We start from the raw sequence: 21,009 nt of genomic DNA on the forward strand, positions 1-21,009 counted from the left end.
GGTGGGGGTCATCGGGCTTTGTGGGTTCTCAGGACATTGCGGGCCACCGTCTGCCGGTGCACCTCGTCAGGGCCGTCGTAGATCCGGGCCGACCGGGCGCGGCGGTACATGTCCTGCAGCGGCAGGTCGGTGGTGAGCCCGAGCGCGCCGTGCACCTGGATGGCCCGGTCGATGACGTCGTGCAGCATCTGCGCGCCGCGGAACTTGATCGCGCTGATCTCGGTCCTGGCCGCCTTCACGCCGTACCGGTCGATCGTCCAGGCCGCGTGCAGGGTCATCAGCCGCGCGGCGTGCAGGTCCGCCCACGATTCGGCGATCCAGTTCTGCACGGTCTGCTTGTCGGCCAGCGGCGAGCCGTGGCTGTAGCGCGACAGCGCCCGCTCGCAGAGCAGGTCCAGGGCGCGCGAGGCCTGGCCGATCCACCGCATGCAGTGGTGGATGCGGCCGGGCCCGAGCCGCTCCTGGGCGATGCGGAAGCCCTGGCCGCGCTCGCCCAGCAGCGCGTCCGGGCCGACCAGCACGCCGTCCAGGACGACTTCGGCGTGGTTCTCCAGGCGTCCCCACTCGGGCCGGGAGTCCTCCAGCGTGCCGATCTCCCGGACCACCCGCAGCCCGGGCGTGCCGGTGGGCACGATGAACTGGCTGGCCCGCTCGTGCGGCCCGGCGTCCGGATCGCTCACCGCCATGACGATCATGAAGTCGGCCGCCGAGGCGTTGGTGATGAACCACTTGTGGCCGTCCAGACGCCAGCCGCCGGAGCCCTCGACAGCCCTGGTGGCCAGCAGCGTCGGGTCGGCTCCCGCGCCGGGCTCGGTCATCGCGTAGCTGGAACGCAGCCGCCCCTCCAGCAGCGGGACCAGCCAGCGTTCGCGCTGCCCGGCGGTGGCGTGCCGGGCCAGGATCTCGCTGTTGCCCGCGTCGGGGGCCTGGTTGCCGAACACGTACGGCGCGACCGCGCAGCGGCCGATGATCTCGTGCATGAGGCCCAGCTTGAGCTGCCCGAAGCCGGGCCCGCCCAGGTCGGGCGCGAGGTGGGCGGCCCAGAGACCGCGCTCCTTGACCACCTGCTGGAGGGGCACGATGAGCGCGGCGAACTCCTCCCGATCCGGCCGGAGCGTCTCGATCGGCACGATGCGCTCGTCGACGAAGGTCCGCATCCAGTCGAGCTGGGACTGGAACTCCGGGTCGGTCTCAAAGCTCCACATCTGATGTTCCCTTCGGCAGGTCGCGCAGTTTGGACTTCAGCACCTTGCCGGAGGTCGTCCGGGGCAGCGGCTCGGCGCCGAGCACCCACACCCGGGGCACCTTGTAACCGGCCAGGCTCTGCCGTGCGTGCCGCGCCAGCTCCGGCGGGGTGACCCCCGCGTCCGGCGCCACGACCACGTGCGCCCGGCCGACCTCGCCGTACACCTCGTGCGGGACGCCCACGACGGCGACCTCCCGCACGGCGGGGTGCCGGAGCAGGACCCGCTCGATCTCGGCCGGGTAGACGTTGAGGCCGCCGGAGATCATCATGTCCTTGGCCCGCCCGGCCACGTAGAGGTAGCCCTCCTCGTCCAGCCAGCCGTTGTCACCCGTGTGCAGCCAGCCGTCGCGCAGCGCCAGCGCGGTCTGCTCCGGCGCGCGGTGGTAGCCGATCATCGAGGCGGGGGAGCGGACCACGATCTCGCCCACCTCGCCGGGATCGGCCGCGGCGCCGTCGGATCGCCTGATCTCGATGACGGTCATCGACATCGCCTTCCCGGCCGAGCCGCGCTTGCGCACGGCGCTGTCCCGATCGAGGTACGTCATGATCATCGGCCCCTCGGTCATGCCGTAGCACTGCATCACCCAGATACTGGGCAGCGCCGCCTCGAACTCCTCGATGAGCTCCACCGGTAACGCCTCGCCGCCGGAGGCGAGCAGCCGGATCGACCCCCAGGTCGCGGCCGACACCAGCCCGGAGCGCAGCAGGATCCTGAGCACCGAGGGCACCAGCACCACGATGCTGACCCGGTGGCGGACCAGCAGGTCGCGGAAGCGCGCGGGGTCGAACGAGCGGCTCGGCAGCAGCGTCACCCGGCCGCCCGCCCAGAGCACCGCGAGGGTGAAGTCGTGGAACCCGGCCGCCCAGCACAGCGCCGGCACGCAGAGGTAGGAATCCCGCTGATCCACCCCGAAGTCGACGACCTGCTGGACCGTGTTCCACATCAGCGTGTGGTGGGTGTGCACGGCGGCCTTGGCCACGCCGGTCGTGCCCGAGGTGTACTGCAGGAGCACCACGTCGTCCGGCGCGACCTGCGGCCTGGTCGCGAGCACGCCCGAATCGCGGAGCGCCTGGTAGTCGTCGCCGCGCTGGATGACCCGGGTCCCGGACAGGTCGAGCCCGCTCAGCAGGCCGGTCATCGAGCCGTCCACGACGATCCAGCCGGCTCCGGAGTCCCCCTTGATGTGGCGGACCTCCTCGGGGCTGAGCAGGTAGTTCACCGGGACGATGATCCCGCCCAGGGTGGCGACGGCGTAGAAGAGCTCGACGTACTCGACGCAGTTGGGCAGCACCGCCAGCAGCGCGTCGCCCGGGCCGAAGCCGAGCCGGTCCAGGCCGGCGGCGACCTCGTCCACCCGGCGGCCGAGCTCGGCGTAGGTCAGCTCGGTCTCCTCGAACGCCAGGGCCACCGCCTCGGGCGAGCGGGCGGCGCCCACGTCCAGCGTGGCGCGGAGCGTGAATCCGGTCATCATTGCCTCCCCATCAGTGCACGGCCGCGAACATGACGGACTCCTCGGTGGCCGAGTCCGGCGCGAACTCCGCCACGATCCGGCCGCCTCTGGCGACCAGGATCCGGTCCGACAGCGAGAAGATCTCCGGCAGGTACGACGAGATCAGCACCACCGCGACCCCCTGATCGGCGATCTGGCGGATCAGCTGGTGGATCTCCTCGATCGACCCCACGTCCACCCCCCGGGTCGGTTCGTCGAAGATGACCACCCGGGGGTCGCCGGTGAGCGACTTGGCCAGCACGACCTTCTGCTGGTTGCCCCCGGACAGCTCGACCACGCGCGCGTTCGGGGTGATCGTGCGGATCTGGAACCGCTGGATGAACCGGGCGGCCACCGCCTTGACCCGGCGGGAACCCCGCAGCAACGACAGCCTCCGCCCGGCGGCCGCCTCCCCGATCGCGATGTTCTCGGCGATGGACATGGTCTCGAAGAAGCCGTTGACCTTACGATCCTCGGTGACGTAGACGATCCCGTCCCGCACCGCCTGGCGCGGCACCCGGTAGCGCACCGGCCGCCCGTCCAGCAGCACCCGCCCGCCGTTGACCCGGTTGCGCTTGAGCGCGCCGGTCACCACCAGGCACGCCTCGGTACGGCCCGAGCCCACCAGCCCGGCGATGCCGACGATCTCCCCGGCGAAGGCCGAGAACGTCATGTTCCTGACCACCGTGCCCATGGTCAGGTTCTCCACGCTCAGCACCTTCGGGCCGCGGACCAGGCCCGGCTTCGGCGGGCGGCGGGCATACTCGACCGAGCGGCCGACCATGAGCCGGATCACCTCGTCCCTGCCGATGTCGGCGGCCTTGGTGGTCAGCTGCCGCCGCCCGTCCCGCAGGATCGTGACCCGGTCGGCGATGTGCAGGGACTGCTCGATGGCGTGCGAGACGAAGATGACGCCCGCGCCGGACCGGGTCAGCTGGCCGATGGCGCCGAACAGCTGCTCGGTCTCCTCCGGGGTGAGGGTCGCCGTCGGCTCGTCGAAGATCACGACCTTGGCGCGCCTGCGGATCGCCCGGGCGATCTCCACCATCTGCTTCTGGGCGCTGCCCAGCGCGGACACCAGCGAGGTCACCTGCACCGGGAAGTTCATCGACCGCAGCAGCTGGCGGCCCTCGATGTTGAGCGAGCGGAACCGCGACAGCAGCGCCTCGTCGCCGAGGCGCAGGTTCTGGGCCACGGTCATGGTCGGGACCAGGCTGGTCTCCTGGTAGACCATGGCCACGCCGTCGCGGAGCGCCTGGCTGGGGTGGGTGTACTCGCGCGGCTTGCCACCCATGGTCAGGCGGCCGGCGTCCAGCCGTACCGCGCCTGAGATGACCTTGCACAGGGTGGACTTGCCCGCGCCGTTCTCGCCGAGCAGCGCGTGCACCTCGCCCGGGTGCAGGGTGAAGTCGATGTCCTGGATGGCCCGTACCCCGGCGTAGCTCTTGGATCCGGCGACGATCTCCAGCAACGGCGTCATGCCGCCTCCCCTTCCGCGGCGAGCAGCATCCGGCCGCCCTTGCTGACCATGACGATGTCCGCGCCCGCCCGCCGTCCTGCGGTGATCCCGGTACGGGCCGAGCCCGCCCGCGCGTGCCACCCCCGCAGGAACGTGCCGTCGGCCGCCATCCGCGCGAGCAGCCCGTACGAACGCGACGGCGCCCACGGCTTGGTCTGGTTGAGATGCTTGATCGAGCCGATCTGCAGCGGCTCCCACCGCTCCCCGGTCGAGCGCAGCGCCGGCGAGATCCAGAACTCCGGCGGCACGGTGCGGATCATCTCCTCCCGGAAGTAGTCCTCCCGGAGCACGAAGTCCACCAGATGCGTCCGCAGCGCCACGAACGCGAGCAGGTAGTCGCCGTTCCCCTCGGGAGCCAGCCGCCAGGGGTAGCCGGGCAGGTTGGCCAGCAGCGGGCGGCTTGTCCGGCGGGCGACGTCGAACTCCAGCACCCGGTGCCGCCAGGCCTCGGTGACCAGCAGTGTCGACGGCCCGTCCGGGCCGAGGGCGGCCCCGGCGGGCCAGGCCAGACCGGCGGACAGCGTCTCGGCCCGCCCGGAGGCGAGATCGACCCGCACCAGGCTCCCCGACGCGCCCTTGCCCATGAGGTCGTGCGTCCACTGGTCGGCGGCGAACTCGGCGCTGCCCAGGGTGAGGTACGCCTGCCCGCCGGTATGCACGAGGCTGGTCGGGCAGGTGAACGAGGTGTCGCCGACGCGCTCGGCGACGCCGCCGGCCAGCCGGTAGAGGCCGCCCCCGTCCACCACGGCGAAATCGCCGTCCGGGGCGAGGGCCGACACCCGGCCCGGCAGCGACGCGACCGTGTGCGTGCGCCCGGTCCGCCGGTCCAGGCCGAGCACGTCGCGGCCGGCGGTGAACAGCAGGGTGTGCTCGTCGGCGACCGCGAGGTCGTCCGGCTCGGCGTCGGCGCCGGACCAGAGCACCCGGCAGGCGTCCACGAGGTCGTTGGCGGCCAGGCCGCCGTCCAGTGACGGGATCGCGCGGTTCTCCGACCGGGAGGGCAGCAGGAACTCGGCGGCGAGGCCCAGGCTGCGGCGGAGTTCGGAGGTGAGGCTCATGGCGCGCTCACCACCCGCTCGGAGTCGGCTCGCGCCGGGATTTCGCGCTGGGGGAGGGCGATCCGGCCGAGCCGGTCGTTGGTCAGCCCGCCCAGATACAGGTAGCCGTCGTGCTCGCGCATCGAGGTGATCACCGCATGGTCCTTCTGCTGTCCGTCCCACAGGGACTCGACCACCTGGCCCGCCTCAGTGATCTTGATGACGCACGAGGTGTTCAGGTTGGGCACGAGCCATTCGTCGAAGGGGAGTTCCTTCACCATCCGGCGGCGGAACTTCGGCATCGAGATGGCGAGGTCCCACACCGGCGTCCGCATGCCCGCGAAGGCGACCCAGTAGCCGCCGTCCGAGGCGCGATTGATGTTGTCCGGAATGCCGGGCAGGTTCTCGGCGAAGGGTTCCAGCTGCCCGGCCTTCGGCCCGGCGAGGTGGAACCGGTCGATCCGGTAGAGGTTGGAGGAGTTGATCAGCACGGACGCGCCGTCGTGCGACACGCAGATCCCGTTGGGGAAGGCGTAGTTGCGCAGCACGACCGTGGTCTGCCCGGTGTCCGGGTCGTAGCGGAGCAACCGGCCGTTGGGGCGCGACTCGATCAGGTCGAGGAAGTACTCGTCGCCGTCGAACCGGGTGCTGGCGTCGCTGAAGTAGATCTTCCCGTCCGCGGCGACGTCGAGGTCGTCGGCGAGGCGGATGGCCGAGTCGTCGTTGATCCGGTACCAGGTGCGTTTGACGTCGGTGGCCAGCGGGGTGACCTGGCCCTCGGGGGTGATGCCGTACAAGCCCATCCCGGCCACGCACATGGCGATATTTCCGTCTTTGTCGATGACCAGGCCGAGGGGGTGGCCGCCGACCCTGGCCACCAGCTCCGCCGGGGCGTCCGGGCCGTCGAAGCGCCACAACCAGCCGCGGCGGTCGCCGCAGTACAGCCGCCCCCGCTCGTCGAGCACCACGTCCTCGGGCCCGTCCAGCTCGCCGAGACCGATCGCCTGCGCGCCGGTGAGCCGGTCGTTCAGCTCCCAGACACCGCCCTGCTGGTAGATGTCCGGCGAGGCGCGCAGGCGGAACCTGCCAGGCGCCATGTAGATCTTCTGGATCGCCTTGCCCCGGTTCTTCCCCCACTTCAGGTCGGCCGCGGCGAAGACCAGCAGGATCACCGCGAGCACCGCCGAGTAGAGGGGACGCGGCTGGGCCTGCAGGGTGAGACCCTGCGAGATCGCGGCCACGGTGAGCGCCCCGATGAGCGCGCGCATGGCCGTGCCCCTGCCCCCGGCCAGGCTCACCCCGCCGATCACGACGGCGGTCAGCACCGCGAACTCCATCCCCAGACCGGTCGAGGCCGAGCTCTGCTCCAACCGGCTGGCCGTGAGCAGCCCGGCCGCGCCGGCCAGCGCGCCCGCGACGGCATAGGTGCTGAAGGTGATCGCGGGCAGGTTCATCCCGGCCCGGCGGGCCGAGGTGCGGGACGAGCCGATGGCCGTGATCCGCCACCCCCACCGGCTCCGGCTGAGCAGCACGTGCACCACCAGGGCCACCACGACCAGCAGCACGAACTGGGTGGTCAGCCCGGCGAGGCGCCCCGCGCCCAGCATGTCCCAGATGGGGTCGATCCGCGTGGTCGTGGCCATGCGCGGGCTGTACATCGTGTCGATGTACTCGGCCACCGTGCGGTAGGCCAGGAGGGTCACCAGTGTGGTGATGAACGGCCGCGTCTTCGCGTACGCGATGAGGACGCCGTTCACCGAGCCCAGCAGCGCGCCCAGCGCGATGGCCGCCGCCACCACCAGCGGGACCGGCCAGCCCAGCAGTCTGAACGCGATCAGCGCGAAGCCGTTGACCACCCCGAAGACCGCTCCCACGCTCAGATCGATGCCACCGCCGATCAGCACGATCGTCATGCCGAGCGCGACCAGGCCGAGCTCGGCGAAGTTCTGGGACAACGTCGAGGCGTTGTCCAGGGTGAGAAAGCCGTCCGCCGTGACGCCGAAACAGGTCAGCACGCTGACCAGCAGCAGGCACGGGACCATCGCCTCCATCCAGCGTTTGCCGAGCAGCTCGGCCAGGGATCGCTGGAAGGAGAACCTGTGTCGCCAGGACATACCGGTGAGAGCGAAAGCATCCTTGGGCACGTGTCGTTCCCCATTCTCGAAGCGCGGGTCACCCCGATCCGCGGGTGGGTGAGTGACCACCCACCCGCGGGGGTGGGCTACTGCGCCGCCGCCGCGTAGCAGGAGCCGGCCAGCTGGTAGTTGGACTTGTCGATGATCTGGGTCGGCGTGAACAGGGCGGTCCTGCTGGCCCCAGGGGTGACCCCGCTCTGCAGCAGGTACTGGGTGACCGCGACCGCGTTGTCGCCCATCGTCGTGCCGCCGCCGTAGTTGACGGCCGCCGCCACCGTGCCCTTGGCGATGCCGTCGCAGGCGACGTCGCTGGAGTCGGTGGTGTAGACGCCGACCTGGCCGATCTTGCCGGCCTGGGCCACGGCGTTGGCGGCGCCGGACATCATGCCGTCCCAGTTGCCGATGAGCGCGCACAGGCCGGGGTGCTGCTGCAGCAGCGTGCGGGTGATCTCGTTGGCCTTGGTCGGGTCGTACTGACCGGGCTGGCTGGCCACCAGGTTCATGCCCTGGTCCTTGAAGACCTGGGTGGCCGACTCCACCGTCAGCAGCGAGCCGGTGTCCGAAGCGAAGCCGCTGATGATGGCGACGTCCTTCTTGTTCATCGCCTTGCAGTCGGCGGCGGCCCGCTCGGCCAGCTTGCCGACCATCGCGGTCCAGTTCGGGCCGATGTAGGCGTCGCTCTGGGCGTTCGAGCCGAGGTTCAGCACGATCACGTAGATGCCCGCGCTCTGGGCCTGCTGGATGAGCTTGGCCAGGCCGCTGAGGTCGGCGTTGTGCAGGATCAGCGCGTCCGGCTTCTGGTCGATCGCCGTCTGCACCTGCTGGGCCAGGACCTGGGTGTCGAAGTTGGCGTTGATGGCGGTGAAGTCGACACCTACCTCCCGGAAGCCGAGCACGGTGCGCTCTTTCCAGGCCCGGGTCAGCGCCGCGCCGTCGCCGCTGATGGTGATCATCTGCACCTTCTTGCCGCGCATCGAGCTCAGCGACTTCGCGATGACCTCCTGCGGGGAGGCGATCGCCGGCAGACCGCCGGATCCGGTCTGCTGGGTGGTGGTGCTCTTCTCGGCCGTGCCTTCGTTTCTCGTGCTGGTGCAGCCAGTCAGGACGAGGGTGAGGGCCACCCCCGCGGCCACGATCACCTGCTTGTATGTGCCCATTGGTGCCTCTTTCGATGAGCGGGGGGTTGTGTCACATGTCGCCGGCACGTGCGGTCTCCTCATCACGGGGATGCAGGAGGCTGTCCAGCACGATCGCCAGCAGGACGATGAACGCCTTCGACAGGGACTGTTCGATGACGCTCATGTTCAGCAGCGTCATCGCGTTGCCGATGACGCCGAGGAGGAGGGCGGCGCAGACGACGCCGCCGATGCTGCCCCGCGCTCCCGCGAGGCTCACGCCGCCGATCACGACGACCGCGATGACGTCGTACAGCTGGGTTCCGGTGACCGCGGCCCGCAGGTCGTACGAGCCGGCCACGGAGACGCCCACGACGCCGGCCACGAAGGCGGCGGACGCGGACACCAGGTAGGTGGAGACCAGCAGCGGCCGGGTGGGCAGGCCCACCAGCGCGGCCGCGGCCGGGTTGTCGCCCTGCGCCCGGACGAACCTGCCGTAGTTGCGGGACATGAACCAGGTGGCCAGGGCCGCCGCCGCGGCCAGGACCAGGACCGGGCTGGGCACCCCGAGAACCGAGCCGCGCCCGAGCCAGGTCATCAGGCTCGCCCCGGCCGGAACGGCCTGCTGGTCCTTGGGCAGCAGCACGAGCCGGAAGAACCCGAGGTAGAGCAGGCTGGTCGCCAGCGTCACGAACAGCGGCGGCACCTCGACGTAGGCCACCAGCAGGCCGTTGACCAGGCCCAGGCCGAGCGCGATCAGCAGGCCGGCGCCCAGCGCGGCCGCCTCGCCGTAACCGGCGAGCATCAGCTCGACGGCCATCGCGCAGCTGACGCTCATGATGATCACGACCGACAGGTCGAGCCCGCGGGCGATGACCACCACGGCCATGCCGATGGCCAGCAGCCCCAGGACCGAGGCGCTTCTGGCGGCGTTGAGCAGGTTGGCGGTGGAGAAGAAACCCGGCAACGTCACCGAGAACACCACCACCAGGGCGAGCAGCACGCCCGCGACGATGTAGCCCTGATCCATCGCGGCGAGCCGGCGGCGAACACCGCCGGCTGGGGTTTCCGAGGCCACTGAGCTTGTCACCATGGCTCCTCTGTACTGACTGATCGGTACATAATGGGTCGGCCCTAACAAGTGCCGCAATACCGGAGAAATGGGTGTTACGGGCTTGTTACAGGGGGTGAGAATTCCGCGCATGCCAAATCCACGGGGGCGCGTACGCCTCCCGTGGACCTGGCCGTTATGGGGTCAGAAGTGGTAGCCGCCCCCGCAGACGAGGGTCTCCCCGCTGATGTAGTCGGATTCCGGCGTGCAGAAGAGGTACACCGCTCCGGCCGCCTCCTCCGGCGTGCCGGCCCGGCCCAGCGGGATGGCCGCCTCCAGCTCCGACACCCGCTCGTCCGGCATGCCGACCCTGACCTCGTGCCCCGCCACGGTGATGTGGCCGTCGGCGACCGACCTGGCCTGGGTCAGCCGGGTCTGGATGAAGCCGAACGCGACCGCGTTGACGGTCACCTGGTAGCGGCCCCACTCCTTGGACAGGGTCTTGGTCAGGCCGACCACGGCGGCCTTGGCGCTGGAATAGTTGACCTGGCCGGGATTGCCGTCCAGGCCGGAGATCGAGGAGATGTTGACCACCTTGCGGGTGTGCGCGATACCGGCCTCCCGCTCCGCCCGGTGCAGGCCGCTGATCACCGGCTGGGCCGCGCGCAGGATCCGGAACGGCGCGGTCACGTGCACGGCCAGCATGGCCTCCCACTGCTCGTCGGTCATCCGCTGGATCACGGAGTCCCAGGTGTAACCGGCGTTGTTGACGATGACGTCCAGCGCGCCGAACCGGTCCACGGCGGTGCGCACGAACCGGCCCGCGAACTCCTCGTCGGTGACGCTGCCCACCACCGCGACCCCGCTCGCGCCGACCTTGCCGATCGTCTCCAGCGTGTCGTGCGCCGCGTCGGCGTCGATGTCGTTCACCACGACCCGGGCGCCCTCGGCGGCCAGCTTGAGGGCGATCGCCCGCCCGATTCCCTGCCCCGCCCCGGTGACCAGGGCCACCCTGCCGTCGATGGAGCCCATCGGCCTCAACCCTCTACTTTGTTGACTTAACGGTCGCTAAAGTAACTCGGGTCGCGTCGACGCACAAGCCCGGTTCCCATTAGCCTTCAACCCTTGAGAGGAGTGACGACCGGATGGCGCCCGCACACTGGCGGCACTACCCCCCGCTGGACCTGCCGCCCATCCTCCGCGGCGCGCTGGAGGTCTTCACCGCCCGCGGCTACCACGGCAGCTCGGTCCGCGAACTCGCGACCCACGCCGGGGTCACCGTGCCGGGCCTCTACTACCACTACCCCAGCAAGCAGGCAGTCCTCGTCGCCCTCCTGGACGCCTGCGTCGGCGAGCTCCTGTCCCGCGCCGGCGCCGCCCACGACGAGGCCACCCCCACCCCGCGGGCCCGCTTCACCAACATCGTCGAGAGCATCGTCCTCACGGTCACCCACCGCTCATCCCTGACCGTGCTCGACTCCGAACTCCGCTACCTGGAACCCGAAAGCCGCCGCCACTACGCCGCGACCCGCAAACAACTGGAAAACCTGCTCCTCGGCGTGGTCCGCGCAGGCCACCAGTCCCGGACCTTCGACGTCTCCTTCCCCGAAGACACCACCCGCGCCCTGCTCGGCATGTTCCAGGCCATCGTCACCTGGTACGACCCAGCGGGCCCGCTCACCCCACCCGAAATCGCCACCCGCTACCGCACGATCGCCCTGCACACGGTCGGCGCCGCTGAAGATCAGCGGTAGTCGCTCTCCTTCAGCTCGATCACCCAGGCCCGACGCTCGCCGATCTTGCCGCCGCGCATGACGAACACATCGATCCACCCGGCGTTGAAGAGGGCCGTGGCGGCCGGGATTTTCGACCGGCGCGGCGAGAGGGGGTTGTGTCGCACGACCTCGTCGCGGATCCGCAGCAGAACCGCGTGCTGGGCGGGGGTTGGTTTGGCCATGCGGGCTACCTCGGAATGAGGCGGATGTCCCGATTGCGCAGGCATGTGTGCGCAGCTGCCCGGGTGGGTGGGTCTGGCCGGGCCGTGTGCCTGCGGGCCATCGCCTGACCGTAATCGTGGAACGCCCGCCCCCTCCGGGAGGGCGGGCCGATTTCGTCATGTCCGGGGTAGACAGGGCTGGCTACCGTGGTCCCGGCGGTCGAGCGCCCTCGGGGAGGAAGACCGTGTACCCGGTTACATGGCCGTTCAGTCCGTTCATGGCCTGCTCTGGAGTCCAGCCGTGACGATCAGCTTTGAGGGCGACGGTCTGCTCTAGCGCCCGGTCACTGCAAATCAGGTTTTGGCCGCGCAACTCCACCGAGCCAGTAGCTTCTCCCGTGAGGCAGTTGTAGGCGAGAAGTTTGGTCGGGGCCGTCATAGGCCCAGACTAGGACGCTCCCAGCGGGTCTGTGGCGGGGTTTCCCGATTGTGGCAGCCCGGGCGGGGAGTTCCCCGGGTGGGTGGAGCTGGTCGAGCGGCGGCCGGAGGCGTGGGCCGGCAGGATGGGTGCTGAGTCCAGCAGTTGGTTTTGCCAGCGCACTGCGGTGACGTCTGGACGTGGGGCCCGGGTTCTGCGCATGTTGCGGGCGCCGCATGGGTTGGGCCTATTCGGCATCCAACGTGTCCAACATGGCTTGCGCTTCTGCGGCACTCACCGGTCCGACACACTCGGCGTTGTTCACTAGAGGATGAGTGACGCGCGAAGAGCCAGCTCCTCTTCGTCGCTGTCTGTGGCGAACTCCACCTTCTCGGTGAGCCGGACCGCCGCTTCGGCCGCCGCCCAGCAGCGGAGCCCAGGTACGAAGGTTGGAGGCCAAGACCCAGCATGTGCAGCACAGGACCAGGCGACCGAGGTCATGTAGCCCGTTCCCGGCCCAAGCAACCTGTACGACGTGGTCACCGAACGGCTGACCATGCGCGGCGTACTGGTGAGCGACCATCTCGACCGCTTCCCCGAGTACATCGCCAAGGCCGCGGCCTGGCTCGCCGACGGCAGCCCGCGAACCCGGGAACGGTGGTCGAGGGTCTCGACCTGGCTCCGGCCGCCTTCCTCGGCGTACTGCGCGGCGCCAACACCGGCAAGATGCTGGTCCGCCTGACGTGAAGGAGGACGTCACCGGCTTCACCGGTCCTCCCAATGACTAACCCGCTCGTAACCAGCGACCTCGTGTCGCACCACGGGAAAGTGCTCCGGAACTTGGCGCGGAAAGGACCTTCGAGAAATCCTATCCTCCCAGTTCAGAGAGCACTTTCCGATGTGAACGATCAGATCCTGTGCCGTCTGGGCGAAAGCCCGAGGTTAGAACCGCGGCATGTCGAAGTACAGCTCCTGCTCGACGCCGTCGAACTGCTGGGTCAGCACGCGGCCGTCGACGATCGGTAGTTTGGCGGCGGCGAACAGGTTGCTCCACGCGTTCTTCAGGGCCCACCTGCCGTTCTTGTACGGCGTGAACCACTGCTGGCTCGGGCTACCGTCGCACTGGCGGATCGCCAGGTCGGCCCCGATCGCCTTGGAGTCGTTGAGGACGTCGAGGCAGCCTTCGTTGTGGTTCTCCACGAAGTACGCGCCCGGGTTCCCCGGCACCGGCGTGAAGTGCCAGAGCACGCTCACGTAGAACGGATTGATCGTCCCCGGCATGTTCCAGAGTTTGACCCGGATGGCGTCGGGGCCCAACTTCTCCGTTACGGTCAGCCCGCTGTTCCTGATCCACCAGAGCGTCGGATCCGTGGGCGGCAGCGCCGCGGCGGCGGCCGGTTCAGGAGCCCCGGCGCGGGCGGCCTGGGCGGTCCCCGTCGCCGCCAGGCACAGCCCGGCGGCCAGCAGAGCGGCGTAAGCCATCCTGCCGACACGTCCGAACGCGTAGTGATTGCGCTTCATTTCTCTCCCCGTGACGAGGCCGGGGCCTTTTGCCCCGGCGACGGCATCGAGTAGACCGGTAGTTCGCGTCGCGTAGTACGGAGAATTACCGGGAAGCTTTAGAGGGATTGGCCGTGGTGTTCTAGAGATTCACCGGTGGGACCCGCACGCGGTCGCCCGATTCCGCCGTGACGGCGGGGTCGGTGGCGTACAGGCGAATCTGGACGCCGTCGGGGTCGCGGAAGCCCAGGCCGTACCCCCGGGACGCGCGGATGACCGGGGAGTGCGCGATGCCCCGCGCGTCCAGGTGGGCGATCCACTCGTCCAGCCCTTCGCGGGTCGTGGCCAGGGCGAACGGGTCGGCGTCGTGGAGCGCCTCGGCGAGCCGGCGGTTCTCCCGCAGGGCGATCTCGAAGTCGGTCCCGGCGACGCGGAACGCCATGCCCCGCACCACGCCGTCCTGATCCTCGAAGCTCATCGAGAGCTCCAGGTCGAAGACCTTCTCGTACCATTCACGGCTGCGGGCAAGATCGGTAACCCAGATTTTAATGTGGTGTACGCCGGTTACGAGCATGCCACAATCATCGGCGATGGAGCCGCGGGGGCTTGAGTACCGGGCTACTCATCTTTGCCTCACCGGCACGAGGACCTGGTTTGGGAGAACAATGTCCACGGACTACCCGGCGTCACCGCGGTTTCCGCGGACCTCGCGATACCACCCGGAGTGGATCCGATCAAGTGCCAGCGGCGGCGCCAATTCATTGTGGCTGACCGAATGGCTGGCCGAGGCGATGGACCTGCGGCCAGAAATGCGGGTGCTGGATCTGGGTTGCGGCCGCGGCGCATCATCGGTCTTCCTGTCCCGCGAGTTCGGTGTTCAGGTATGGGCCACCGATTTGTGGTTCAGCGCCGACGAGCGCCTGCAACGCCTCCGCGACGCCGGGGTCGGCGACTCGGTGTTCCCCATCCATGCCGACGCCCGGGCGTTGCCGTTCGCCGCGGGCTTCTTCGACGCCATCGTCAGCATCGACTCGTACTTCTATTACGGCACCGACGACCTTTACCTGAACTATCTGGCCAGGTTCGTCAAACCCGAAGGCCAGATCGGCATCGCCGGGGCGGGGCTGGCGCAGGAGATCGACGGGCCGGTTCCCGAGCATCTCCAGGAGTGGTGGGAGCCGAGCCTGGCCTGCCTGCACTCGGCCGAATGGTGGCAGCGGCACTGGGAACGCAGCACCATCGCCCGCGTCGAACTGGCGGACGCCATGACCGATGGCTGGAAACACTGGCTGGAATGGCAGCACACGGTCGCCCCCGACAACAGCGTGGAAATCGACGCCCTCACCGCCGACAGCGGACGCTATCTCGGCTACGTCCGCGCGATCGCCCGGCGACGCCCCGACGTTTCGCTCGACGACCCCATCTCGTCGATCCCCGTCGCCTACACCAAACAGTCGTTGTACCGCGTGTGAGGTCCCTATTCGGGCCAGTCGGAATCGCGGATTACTTCGACAAAGTCGGTGTGCGTGAAACCGGGGACGAAGTGTTCAAGGACATCGGCATTCATCGTGCCGAACGTGGTGTCGGGCCGATCCTTGAATCCATCGGTGAACGCCCGAAGAATGCGATTCTTGAAGTCCGGTCGTGGATGCGCCGCGACCACCGCGTCGATGTCCTCCTTGGCCAGTTCGCCATAGCCGAAGCCGAGGACGTCGGTCTCGACACCGGCGGTCACCAGCGCCACCTCAGGCTCCAGCCGATAGGGCACTTCCGGCGTCGTGTGCAGCGCGATGGCCTCCCACACCTTGCGCACGTCGATTTCGGGCACATTGCGTGACGCCAGGAAACGACGCGCCGCGTCGGCACCGTCCAGCTCGAAACGCTGGTCACTGCGGTGCCCCTCGGTCAGGCCGAGATCGTGGAACATCGCCCCCACGTACAACAACTCGGCGTCCGGTTTCAGACCAAGCCGCTTCCCCTGCAAGGATCCGAAGAAGTACACCCGCCGGGAGTGGTCGTACAGCAACGGAGGCTCCGCTTCCCGCACGAACTCGGTGGCCTCCCGCGCCAGCGCCGAGTCAGGAACGGCAACACCTGCGATCTTCTCGGTCATGAACGCCCCTCTCGGGATCATGTCAGAGACACCCTCGCAATCTTCACCCTCTCAAACGTCGGTGCGGATGTCCCGCCGCCTGGCACACAATCTCCGCAACCGAGTAGATGGCATGGGATACCGGATCGCAGCTGGAATGCAACGGAAAATGCAACCGCTCATGTTCACGCATGCTCCCGTGCGCGGACGGACGCGTGAAATCGGCTGTCCGTGTGCGACGGATGGTTAATTAGCCGGGGCGTCGCATCGGGTTCGGGTGCCCGCTGATTCTGGGAGGTATGGTCCGGTCATGATCAGCTGCCGCACCGTGGTGTGGTGCGCGGGACTGGGGATGGCCGCATTCTCGGTGGCGGGGTGCGCCACCGATGATGAGATCTACGTGTCGAGCTTCGTCTACACCTCTCAGGAGCCCGCAGGGCTGGGCGACAGCAGGGACGTGGACGTCAGCCAGCTCGACTGCGAATACCCTCCCCCGGGCCAGCGCCATCCCATGGACTTCGGAGCCGAACCATCCCCGCCCACGACGGCGTGACCCGCCCCTGCTCACCTTCCGCTGACTCCGAGGTCCCACCCTCCGCGCCATCCACGCCATCGCCGACCTGCTGAACGAGCAGGTCACCCATGGCGTCTCCTGACGAAGGCCCACGACCACGCCGACCAGGTGACCACAAACCGCCTTACCAATTGACCACTGATCTTCCTTCCGCACGAAAGACAAACGCGAAGTGGACGCAGTGATCGAGACCCCCAGACGGCAGAGTTGAATTTGCCGTATGAAGAGACTTTCGAGAACGAAGACCCGCCTCAAGTGGGCAGCCTCAGGTGGAGACGACCCAAGAGGAGGTGGCATGAGGACCGAATCGGCGGAGCGGGTCTCGTGGTCGGGCCGATACTTCGAGGACTTCTCGGTGGGTGAGGTGTATCGACACCCGCTGGGACGCACGGTGACCGCCACGGACAACGTCTGGCAGGCCCTGCTCACCCAGAACACCATGCCGGTGCACTTCGATGCGCACTACGCCGCCCAGACCGAGTTCGGGCGGCGCCTAGTGGACTCGACGTTCACGCTGGCGCTGGTCACGGGCCAGAGCGTGACAGATGTCTCGCAGCACGTGATGGCGAACTTGGGGTGGGACAAGGTGCGGCTCCCGAACCCGGTGTTCGAGGGCGACACGATCTACTCGCAGTCGGAAGTGCTGTCGGTCCGGGAGTCGCGATCGCGGCCCAACGTGGGGATCGTGACAGTCCGTACGGTCGGCTTCAACCAGCGCGGGGAGATCGTCATCGTGTTCGAGCGCACCATGATGATCTACCGCCGGGGCCAGGGCCCGGACGTGACCGCCGTACGGCCGGTGTGGGACGAGCGAGCACAGCGGGCGTTGCAGCCATGAGGGCAAGATCGTGGCTGTTCACGCCTGGTGATCGTCCCGATCGGTTCGGCAAGGCGGCGACCGCCGGGGCGGATGTCCCGATCCTCGACCTCGAAGACGCCGTCGCCCCCGACGCAAAGGGCCGTGCCCGCGACGCCGTCGCGAAGGCGCTGAGCGAGTTACAGGCCTACGTTCGCGTCAACGGGGCGGGAACCCCGTGGCACGAGGAGGACCTGCGCGCGGTCGCCGGCAAACCGGGCCTGCTGGGCGTGATGCTGCCCACGGCCGAAAGCCCCGACGTGCTCGACGGCCTCGGCGTGCCGGTGGTCGCGCTGGTCGAGACGGCCGCCGGGGTGGAGAACGCCGCCCTCATCGCCGCCCGGCCGGACGTCGTCCGGCTCGCCTTCGGCAGCGTGGACTTCGCGCTCGACATCGGCGCGGCCGAGGACGACTTTGTCTACGCGCGCTCGCGTCTGGTGGTGGTCTCCCGGGCGTGCGGGATCGGCGCGCCGGTGGACGGGGTCACCACCGACCTCGACGACCCCGACCGCACCATGGCGGACGCTCGGCGGGCCCGGGCCTTGGGCTTCGTCGGCAAGATGTGCCTGCATCCTCGCCAGGTCGGCCTGGTCAACCATGTGTTCTCCCCCTCGGAGACGGAGCTGGCGTGGGCCCGGCAGGTGGTGGCGGCCGCGGGCGCGGGCGGCGCCGTACGCGTCGGCGGGCAGATGATCGACAAGCCGCGGCTGGAGTCGGCCCGCCGGCTGCTGGAGCAGGAGAACCCGGAAACGGAGGAGGCCGGGCCGCCGTAGCGGCCGCGGTCCATCAGGAGGTGTCATGAACGCGCCGACCGACGTGCTGGACTTGATCAGTGACGGTGCGGACTTGATCGTGCCGATCCACCACGGTGAACCGCACACCGTCATCGACACCTTGGAGGCGCACGCCGACCGCTTCACCGGGGTGCGGATCCACCAGATGGACCCGGTCCGCGAGCGCCCCTACATCGCCGGGAAGTTCCCGGGGCACCTGAGCCACGTCAGCTACTACCTCGGGCCCGGCTGCCGGCGGGCGTACTGGAATGGCACGTGCGAGCTCGTCCCCGCGCACTTCAGTGAGATGCCGCGGTTGCTGCGCGAGTGGACTCGGCACTCCCTGGTGCTGGCCGCGGCCACCCCACCCGACGAGCACGGCTACTTCAGCCTGGGCACCAACGCGGACTACGTGTCCGCGTTCATCGGCGTGGTGCCGTTCTTCCTGGAGGCCAACCCGCGCATGCCGCGCACCTCCGGGGAGAACCAGCTCCACATCAGTCAGGTCGCCGGCTGGTGCACCGCCGACTACCCGCTGGACGAGACCGCGCCGGCCGTGCCCGACGACCGAGACCGGCGCATCGCCGAGCTGGTGGCCGAACGCGTCCCGGACGGGGCGTGCCTGCAGGTCGGCGTCGGCCGCATCCCCAACGCGCTGCTGGCCGCGCTGACCGGCCACCGCGATCTGGGCGTGCACACCGAGGCCATGTCGGACGGCGTCATGCACCTGGCAGAACAGGGTGTCATCACCGGCACCAGGAAGCAGCAGCATCGCAACAAGCACGTCGCCACCTTCCGCATCGGCACCCGGCGCTTCTTCGACTGGCTCGACGGCAACGCCCCGGTGGCGATGCTGCCGGTCGACTGGGTCAACGACCCCCGGGTCGTGGCCCGAGAACCCGACATGATGTCGATCAACGCCACCAGCGAGGTCGACCTCATGGGACAGGCGGCCAGCGAGACCATCGCGGGCCGGTACTGGTCGGGATCGGGCGGACAGGCCGACTTCGCCCGCGGTGCCATGTACTCCGCCGGCGGCCGGGCCTTCCTGGTGACCCACGCGGCCACCAGCGACGGCTCCAGCCGCATCAAGGCCCAGCTCGGCCAGGCCACCCCGGTCACCACCCTGAAGAACACCGTCGATCACGTCGTCACTGAGTACGGCGTCGCGGAGCTGCGCGGCCGCAGCCTCTCGCAACGCGCCACGGCTCTGATCGCCATCGCCCACCCCGATCACCGCGACCGGCTGGCCTTCGAGGCCCGCCGCGCCGGACTGCTGCGCTGAACAGGAAAGGGACCGGTCATGACAGACATCGCCATCCACGACACCGACACCGCCCACCAGCGGCTTCGCGCGGAGGTACGCGAGCTGTGCGACCGCTTCGGCAGCGAGTACTGGCGCGCCCGCGATCGTGAGCGGGCCTACCCGGAGGAGTTCGTTCGTGCCCTCACCGAGGCCGGCTACCTGTCCGTCCTGATCCCGAAGGAGTACGGCGGGCTGGGGATGGGCGTCACCGAGGGGGGCATCATCCTGCAGGAGATCAACCGCTCCGGCGGGCACTCCGCCGCCTGCCACGCCCAGATGTACACCATGGCCGCGCTGCTGCGGCATGGCAGCGAGGAGCAGCGGCGGCGCTACCTGCCCGATATCGCCCGCGGCGGACTGCGGCTGCAGGCTTTCTCCATCACCGAACCCGAAGCCGGCTCCAACACCCCGGAGATCCGCACCACCGCCGTGCCCGACGGCGCCGGCTACGTGGTGACCGGCCACGAGAACTGGACCAGTCGCATCTTGCAGTCCGACCTGCTGATGCTGCTGGCCCGCACCCAGCCGCTGCCCGAGGACCCGGCCGAACGAGCCGAGGGCATCAGCCTGTTCCTCGTCGATCTGCGCCGCATCCGCGCCGAACAGCCCGGCACGCTGGTCGTCGAACCGGTGCGCACCATGTTCAACTACGCCACCAACCAGGTCTGGTACAAGGGCATGCGGATCCCCGCCGACAGCCTGATCGGCCAGGAGGGTGAGGGCTTCCGCTACGTCATCGACGGCTGGAACGCCGAACGCATCCTGCTGGCCTCAGAGGCCATCGGCGACGGCTACTGGTTCCTGGACCGGGCGATCGACTACGCCAACCGGCGTTCCGTCTTTATGGTTGAAAGCTTCGCGATTGCTGACGCTTCCGTGGGTGATGGGGAGGTGCTGGGGGAGATCCACGCGGAGTCCTGGAAGGCGGCCTACGCCGGGTTCTTCGAGCCGGCGTTCTTCGCCGAAGCGGTACGGCACCGGCGCGGGAAGTGGCACGACGTGCTCGCCAAGGGGCAGGACACCATCCTGCTCGCCGCGCGAGCGGGGCGGCCGCTGACCTTCTCCTACTTCGGCTCCTCGCCGACGCGGCCGGGATGGGCTGAGATCTTCGGGTTCTACAACCACCCGGACGGGTGGGGCAGCGGCAGCGCGGCCGCCCTGATGGTCGCCTCCCTGCGCAGGCTGCGCGAGGACGGCTTCGGCGGGGTGCACCTGTGGACGCTGCGCGACACACCCCAGTCACGCCGCTTCTACACCAAGAGCGGTTTCACCGAGTCGGGTGCGGTTCGCGGGCACGATTTCGGTGACGGCCACCCCATCGAGCAGGTCGAGTACGAGCTCATCTGACCCTCCGTCACCGAAAGACGCAGGACAGGGCGCGGCGCAGGATGGCGGCGAAGGGTTCGGGGTTGCCTGGCTCGAGCCAGCGCCGCCCCGCGACGCGGATGGCGCCGGCGACCGCGGCGGCCATGACGGCGGGGAACAGGTCGCGTTCGGCGCCGGTACGCGTCGCGATCGCCTCGGCGAGCGGGCCCTCGGCCATGCTGAACGCCTTCAGCGCCTCGCCCTCCAGTTCGGGCGTCGACATGATCATGGACAGACCGGCTCTGTCGGGCTCGGGGTTGGTGTAGAGCTCGATCACGGCCGCGATGACGGCCTGGTCGAGTGGCTCGCCGGCGGGGCGGGAGCGCAGCGCCTGCCCCATGCGCCTGGACTGGTCGGCCTGGAAGGCGCAGATCGCCTCCGCCCTGCTGGAGAAGTAGTTGTTGTAGGTCCGGGGTGAGACTCCCGCGGCCGTGGCGATGTCATGGACGCGGACCAGGGCCAGCCCGTGCGGGCCTTGCTCGATGGCCAGGCGCAGCGCGGCATGGCTGATCGCCTCCCGGGTGGCCTGGCTGTTGCGTGCCCGGAGGTCCATGGCGTCGTCGTTCATGAGGTCAACCCTACCTGGTATTGCGTGT

The 21,009-nt window shown here is 69.2% G+C and carries 21 protein-coding genes; 8 read left to right on the forward strand and 13 right to left on the reverse strand.

The window, feature by feature from the left end; translation table 11 throughout:
- Nucleotides 1-8: 8 nt before the first annotated feature.
- From ABGB08_RS27660 to ABGB08_RS27695, 8 genes are all read right to left on the reverse strand, one after another.
- Complete coding sequence (locus ABGB08_RS27660; RefSeq protein WP_347595392.1) at nt 9-1,205, reverse strand: acyl-CoA dehydrogenase family protein; 1,197 nt, start codon at nt 1,203-1,205, stop codon at nt 9-11.
- Entirely contained in the window at nt 1,192-2,718 is a 1,527-nt protein-coding gene (locus ABGB08_RS27665; RefSeq protein WP_347595395.1) for an AMP-binding protein, read from the reverse strand. The genes ABGB08_RS27660 and ABGB08_RS27665 overlap by 14 nt, the downstream gene beginning before the upstream one ends.
- Nucleotides 2,719-2,728: 10 nt before the next feature.
- Nucleotides 2,729-4,216: a sugar ABC transporter ATP-binding protein gene (locus ABGB08_RS27670; RefSeq protein WP_347595398.1), complete on the reverse strand. Its 1,488-nt coding sequence runs from the start codon at nt 4,214-4,216 to the stop codon at nt 2,729-2,731.
- Entirely contained in the window at nt 4,213-5,313 is a 1,101-nt protein-coding gene (locus ABGB08_RS27675) for a hypothetical protein (RefSeq protein ID WP_347595401.1), read from the reverse strand. The genes ABGB08_RS27670 and ABGB08_RS27675 overlap by 4 nt, the downstream gene beginning before the upstream one ends.
- Nucleotides 5,310-7,436 (reverse strand): SMP-30/gluconolactonase/LRE family protein, encoded by a 2,127-nt coding sequence (locus ABGB08_RS27680; protein WP_347595404.1) that lies wholly within the window; start codon nt 7,434-7,436, stop codon nt 5,310-5,312. Before ABGB08_RS27680 ends, ABGB08_RS27675 begins: the two co-directional genes overlap by 4 nt.
- A gap of 77 nt (nt 7,437-7,513) precedes the next feature.
- The gene (locus ABGB08_RS27685) at nt 7,514-8,584 is read right to left on the reverse strand and encodes a sugar ABC transporter substrate-binding protein (protein WP_347595407.1); all 1,071 of its coding nucleotides are present in this window, start codon (nt 8,582-8,584) and stop codon (nt 7,514-7,516) included.
- A 31-nt stretch (nt 8,585-8,615) separates the two neighbouring features.
- Nucleotides 8,616-9,635: an ABC transporter permease gene (locus ABGB08_RS27690; RefSeq protein ID WP_347595410.1), complete on the reverse strand. Its 1,020-nt coding sequence runs from the start codon at nt 9,633-9,635 to the stop codon at nt 8,616-8,618.
- 162 nt (nt 9,636-9,797) lie between these two features.
- The gene (locus ABGB08_RS27695; protein ID WP_347595413.1) at nt 9,798-10,625 is read right to left on the reverse strand and encodes an SDR family oxidoreductase; all 828 of its coding nucleotides are present in this window, start codon (nt 10,623-10,625) and stop codon (nt 9,798-9,800) included.
- Nucleotides 10,626-10,738: 113 nt separating this feature from the next.
- On the opposite strand from ABGB08_RS27695, the gene ABGB08_RS27700 reads away from it, so the two are divergent.
- On the forward strand, nt 10,739-11,347 hold the full coding sequence (locus ABGB08_RS27700; RefSeq protein WP_347595416.1) for a TetR/AcrR family transcriptional regulator: 609 nt from the start codon (nt 10,739-10,741) through the stop codon (nt 11,345-11,347).
- On the opposite strand, the gene ABGB08_RS27705 is transcribed toward ABGB08_RS27700, so the two are convergent.
- Entirely contained in the window at nt 11,338-11,550 is a 213-nt protein-coding gene (locus ABGB08_RS27705) for a hypothetical protein (RefSeq protein ID WP_347595419.1), read from the reverse strand. The two genes, ABGB08_RS27700 and ABGB08_RS27705, sit on opposite strands and share 10 nt — an antisense overlap.
- Nucleotides 11,551-12,482: 932 nt before the next feature.
- Between ABGB08_RS27705 and ABGB08_RS27710 the strand changes: the two genes are divergently transcribed.
- A complete protein-coding gene (locus ABGB08_RS27710; RefSeq protein WP_347595422.1) occupies nt 12,483-12,689 on the forward strand; it encodes a hypothetical protein in 207 nt (68 codons plus the stop codon).
- Between the two features lie 200 nt (nt 12,690-12,889).
- Here the strand turns inward: ABGB08_RS27710 and ABGB08_RS27715 are convergent, their stop codons facing one another.
- Together ABGB08_RS27715 and ABGB08_RS27720 are read right to left on the reverse strand one after the other, a co-directional pair.
- A complete protein-coding gene (locus ABGB08_RS27715; protein WP_347595425.1) occupies nt 12,890-13,468 on the reverse strand; it encodes an RICIN domain-containing protein in 579 nt (192 codons plus the stop codon).
- 121 nt (nt 13,469-13,589) lie between these two features.
- Complete coding sequence (locus tag ABGB08_RS27720) at nt 13,590-14,021, reverse strand: VOC family protein (RefSeq protein WP_347595428.1); 432 nt, start codon at nt 14,019-14,021, stop codon at nt 13,590-13,592.
- A gap of 187 nt (nt 14,022-14,208) precedes the next feature.
- Here ABGB08_RS27720 and ABGB08_RS27725 point away from each other — a divergent pair, with 187 nt between their 5' ends.
- On the forward strand, nt 14,209-14,919 hold the full coding sequence (locus ABGB08_RS27725; RefSeq protein WP_347595431.1) for a methyltransferase domain-containing protein: 711 nt from the start codon (nt 14,209-14,211) through the stop codon (nt 14,917-14,919).
- A gap of 5 nt (nt 14,920-14,924) precedes the next feature.
- Here the strand turns inward: ABGB08_RS27725 and ABGB08_RS27730 are convergent, their stop codons facing one another.
- Nucleotides 14,925-15,560, reverse strand: coding sequence for an HD domain-containing protein (locus ABGB08_RS27730; RefSeq protein WP_347595434.1), 636 nt, complete (start codon nt 15,558-15,560; stop codon nt 14,925-14,927).
- 289 nt (nt 15,561-15,849) lie between these two features.
- Here ABGB08_RS27730 and ABGB08_RS27735 point away from each other — a divergent pair, with 289 nt between their 5' ends.
- The 5 genes from ABGB08_RS27735 (at nt 15,850) to ABGB08_RS27755 (ending at nt 20,395) form a co-directional block, all read left to right on the forward strand.
- A complete protein-coding gene (locus tag ABGB08_RS27735; RefSeq protein ID WP_347595437.1) occupies nt 15,850-16,092 on the forward strand; it encodes a hypothetical protein in 243 nt (80 codons plus the stop codon).
- A gap of 316 nt (nt 16,093-16,408) precedes the next feature.
- Entirely contained in the window at nt 16,409-16,951 is a 543-nt protein-coding gene (locus tag ABGB08_RS27740; protein ID WP_347595440.1) for a MaoC family dehydratase, read from the forward strand.
- Nucleotides 16,948-17,742: a CoA ester lyase gene (locus tag ABGB08_RS27745; protein WP_347595443.1), complete on the forward strand. Its 795-nt coding sequence runs from the start codon at nt 16,948-16,950 to the stop codon at nt 17,740-17,742. Before ABGB08_RS27740 ends, ABGB08_RS27745 begins: the two co-directional genes overlap by 4 nt.
- A 25-nt stretch (nt 17,743-17,767) precedes the next feature.
- Nucleotides 17,768-19,027, forward strand: a complete 1,260-nt coding sequence (locus ABGB08_RS27750) for an acetyl-CoA hydrolase/transferase C-terminal domain-containing protein (protein WP_347595446.1) — start codon at nt 17,768-17,770, stop codon at nt 19,025-19,027.
- An 18-nt stretch (nt 19,028-19,045) separates the two neighbouring features.
- Nucleotides 19,046-20,395: a GNAT family N-acetyltransferase gene (locus ABGB08_RS27755; RefSeq protein ID WP_347595449.1), complete on the forward strand. Its 1,350-nt coding sequence runs from the start codon at nt 19,046-19,048 to the stop codon at nt 20,393-20,395.
- A gap of 7 nt (nt 20,396-20,402) precedes the next feature.
- Here the strand turns inward: ABGB08_RS27755 and ABGB08_RS27760 are convergent, their stop codons facing one another.
- On the reverse strand, nt 20,403-20,981 hold the full coding sequence (locus tag ABGB08_RS27760; protein WP_347595452.1) for a TetR/AcrR family transcriptional regulator: 579 nt from the start codon (nt 20,979-20,981) through the stop codon (nt 20,403-20,405).
- Nucleotides 20,982-21,009 lie beyond the last annotated feature (28 nt).

It is taken from the genome of Acrocarpospora sp. B8E8, assembly GCF_039871605.1.
In the GTDB taxonomy this organism is placed as follows: Bacteria; Actinomycetota; Actinomycetes; order Streptosporangiales; family Streptosporangiaceae; genus Acrocarpospora; species Acrocarpospora macrocephala.

Coding starts and splice junctions, on each gene's coding strand:
- ABGB08_RS27660 (WP_347595392.1), bottom strand. CDS start 1,205: ATGTGGAGCTTTGAGACCGACCCGGAGTTCCAGTCCCAGCTCGACTGG.
- ABGB08_RS27665 (WP_347595395.1), bottom strand. CDS start 2,718: ATGATGACCGGATTCACGCTCCGCGCCACGCTGGACGTGGGCGCCGCC.
- ABGB08_RS27670 (WP_347595398.1), bottom strand. CDS start 4,216: ATGACGCCGTTGCTGGAGATCGTCGCCGGATCCAAGAGCTACGCCGGG.
- ABGB08_RS27675 (WP_347595401.1), bottom strand. CDS start 5,313: ATGAGCCTCACCTCCGAACTCCGCCGCAGCCTGGGCCTCGCCGCCGAG.
- ABGB08_RS27685 (WP_347595407.1), bottom strand. CDS start 8,584: ATGGGCACATACAAGCAGGTGATCGTGGCCGCGGGGGTGGCCCTCACC.
- ABGB08_RS27690 (WP_347595410.1), bottom strand. CDS start 9,635: ATGGTGACAAGCTCAGTGGCCTCGGAAACCCCAGCCGGCGGTGTTCGC.
- ABGB08_RS27695 (WP_347595413.1), bottom strand. CDS start 10,625: ATGGGCTCCATCGACGGCAGGGTGGCCCTGGTCACCGGGGCGGGGCAG.
- ABGB08_RS27700 (WP_347595416.1), top strand. CDS start 10,739: ATGGCGCCCGCACACTGGCGGCACTACCCCCCGCTGGACCTGCCGCCC.
- ABGB08_RS27705 (WP_347595419.1), bottom strand. CDS start 11,550: ATGGCCAAACCAACCCCCGCCCAGCACGCGGTTCTGCTGCGGATCCGC.
- ABGB08_RS27715 (WP_347595425.1), bottom strand. CDS start 13,468: ATGAAGCGCAATCACTACGCGTTCGGACGTGTCGGCAGGATGGCTTAC.
- ABGB08_RS27720 (WP_347595428.1), bottom strand. CDS start 14,021: ATGCTCGTAACCGGCGTACACCACATTAAAATCTGGGTTACCGATCTT.
- ABGB08_RS27730 (WP_347595434.1), bottom strand. CDS start 15,560: ATGACCGAGAAGATCGCAGGTGTTGCCGTTCCTGACTCGGCGCTGGCG.
- ABGB08_RS27735 (WP_347595437.1), top strand. CDS start 15,850: ATGATCAGCTGCCGCACCGTGGTGTGGTGCGCGGGACTGGGGATGGCC.
- ABGB08_RS27740 (WP_347595440.1), top strand. CDS start 16,409: ATGAGGACCGAATCGGCGGAGCGGGTCTCGTGGTCGGGCCGATACTTC.
- ABGB08_RS27745 (WP_347595443.1), top strand. CDS start 16,948: ATGAGGGCAAGATCGTGGCTGTTCACGCCTGGTGATCGTCCCGATCGG.
- ABGB08_RS27750 (WP_347595446.1), top strand. CDS start 17,768: ATGAACGCGCCGACCGACGTGCTGGACTTGATCAGTGACGGTGCGGAC.
- ABGB08_RS27755 (WP_347595449.1), top strand. CDS start 19,046: ATGACAGACATCGCCATCCACGACACCGACACCGCCCACCAGCGGCTT.
- ABGB08_RS27760 (WP_347595452.1), bottom strand. CDS start 20,981: ATGAACGACGACGCCATGGACCTCCGGGCACGCAACAGCCAGGCCACC.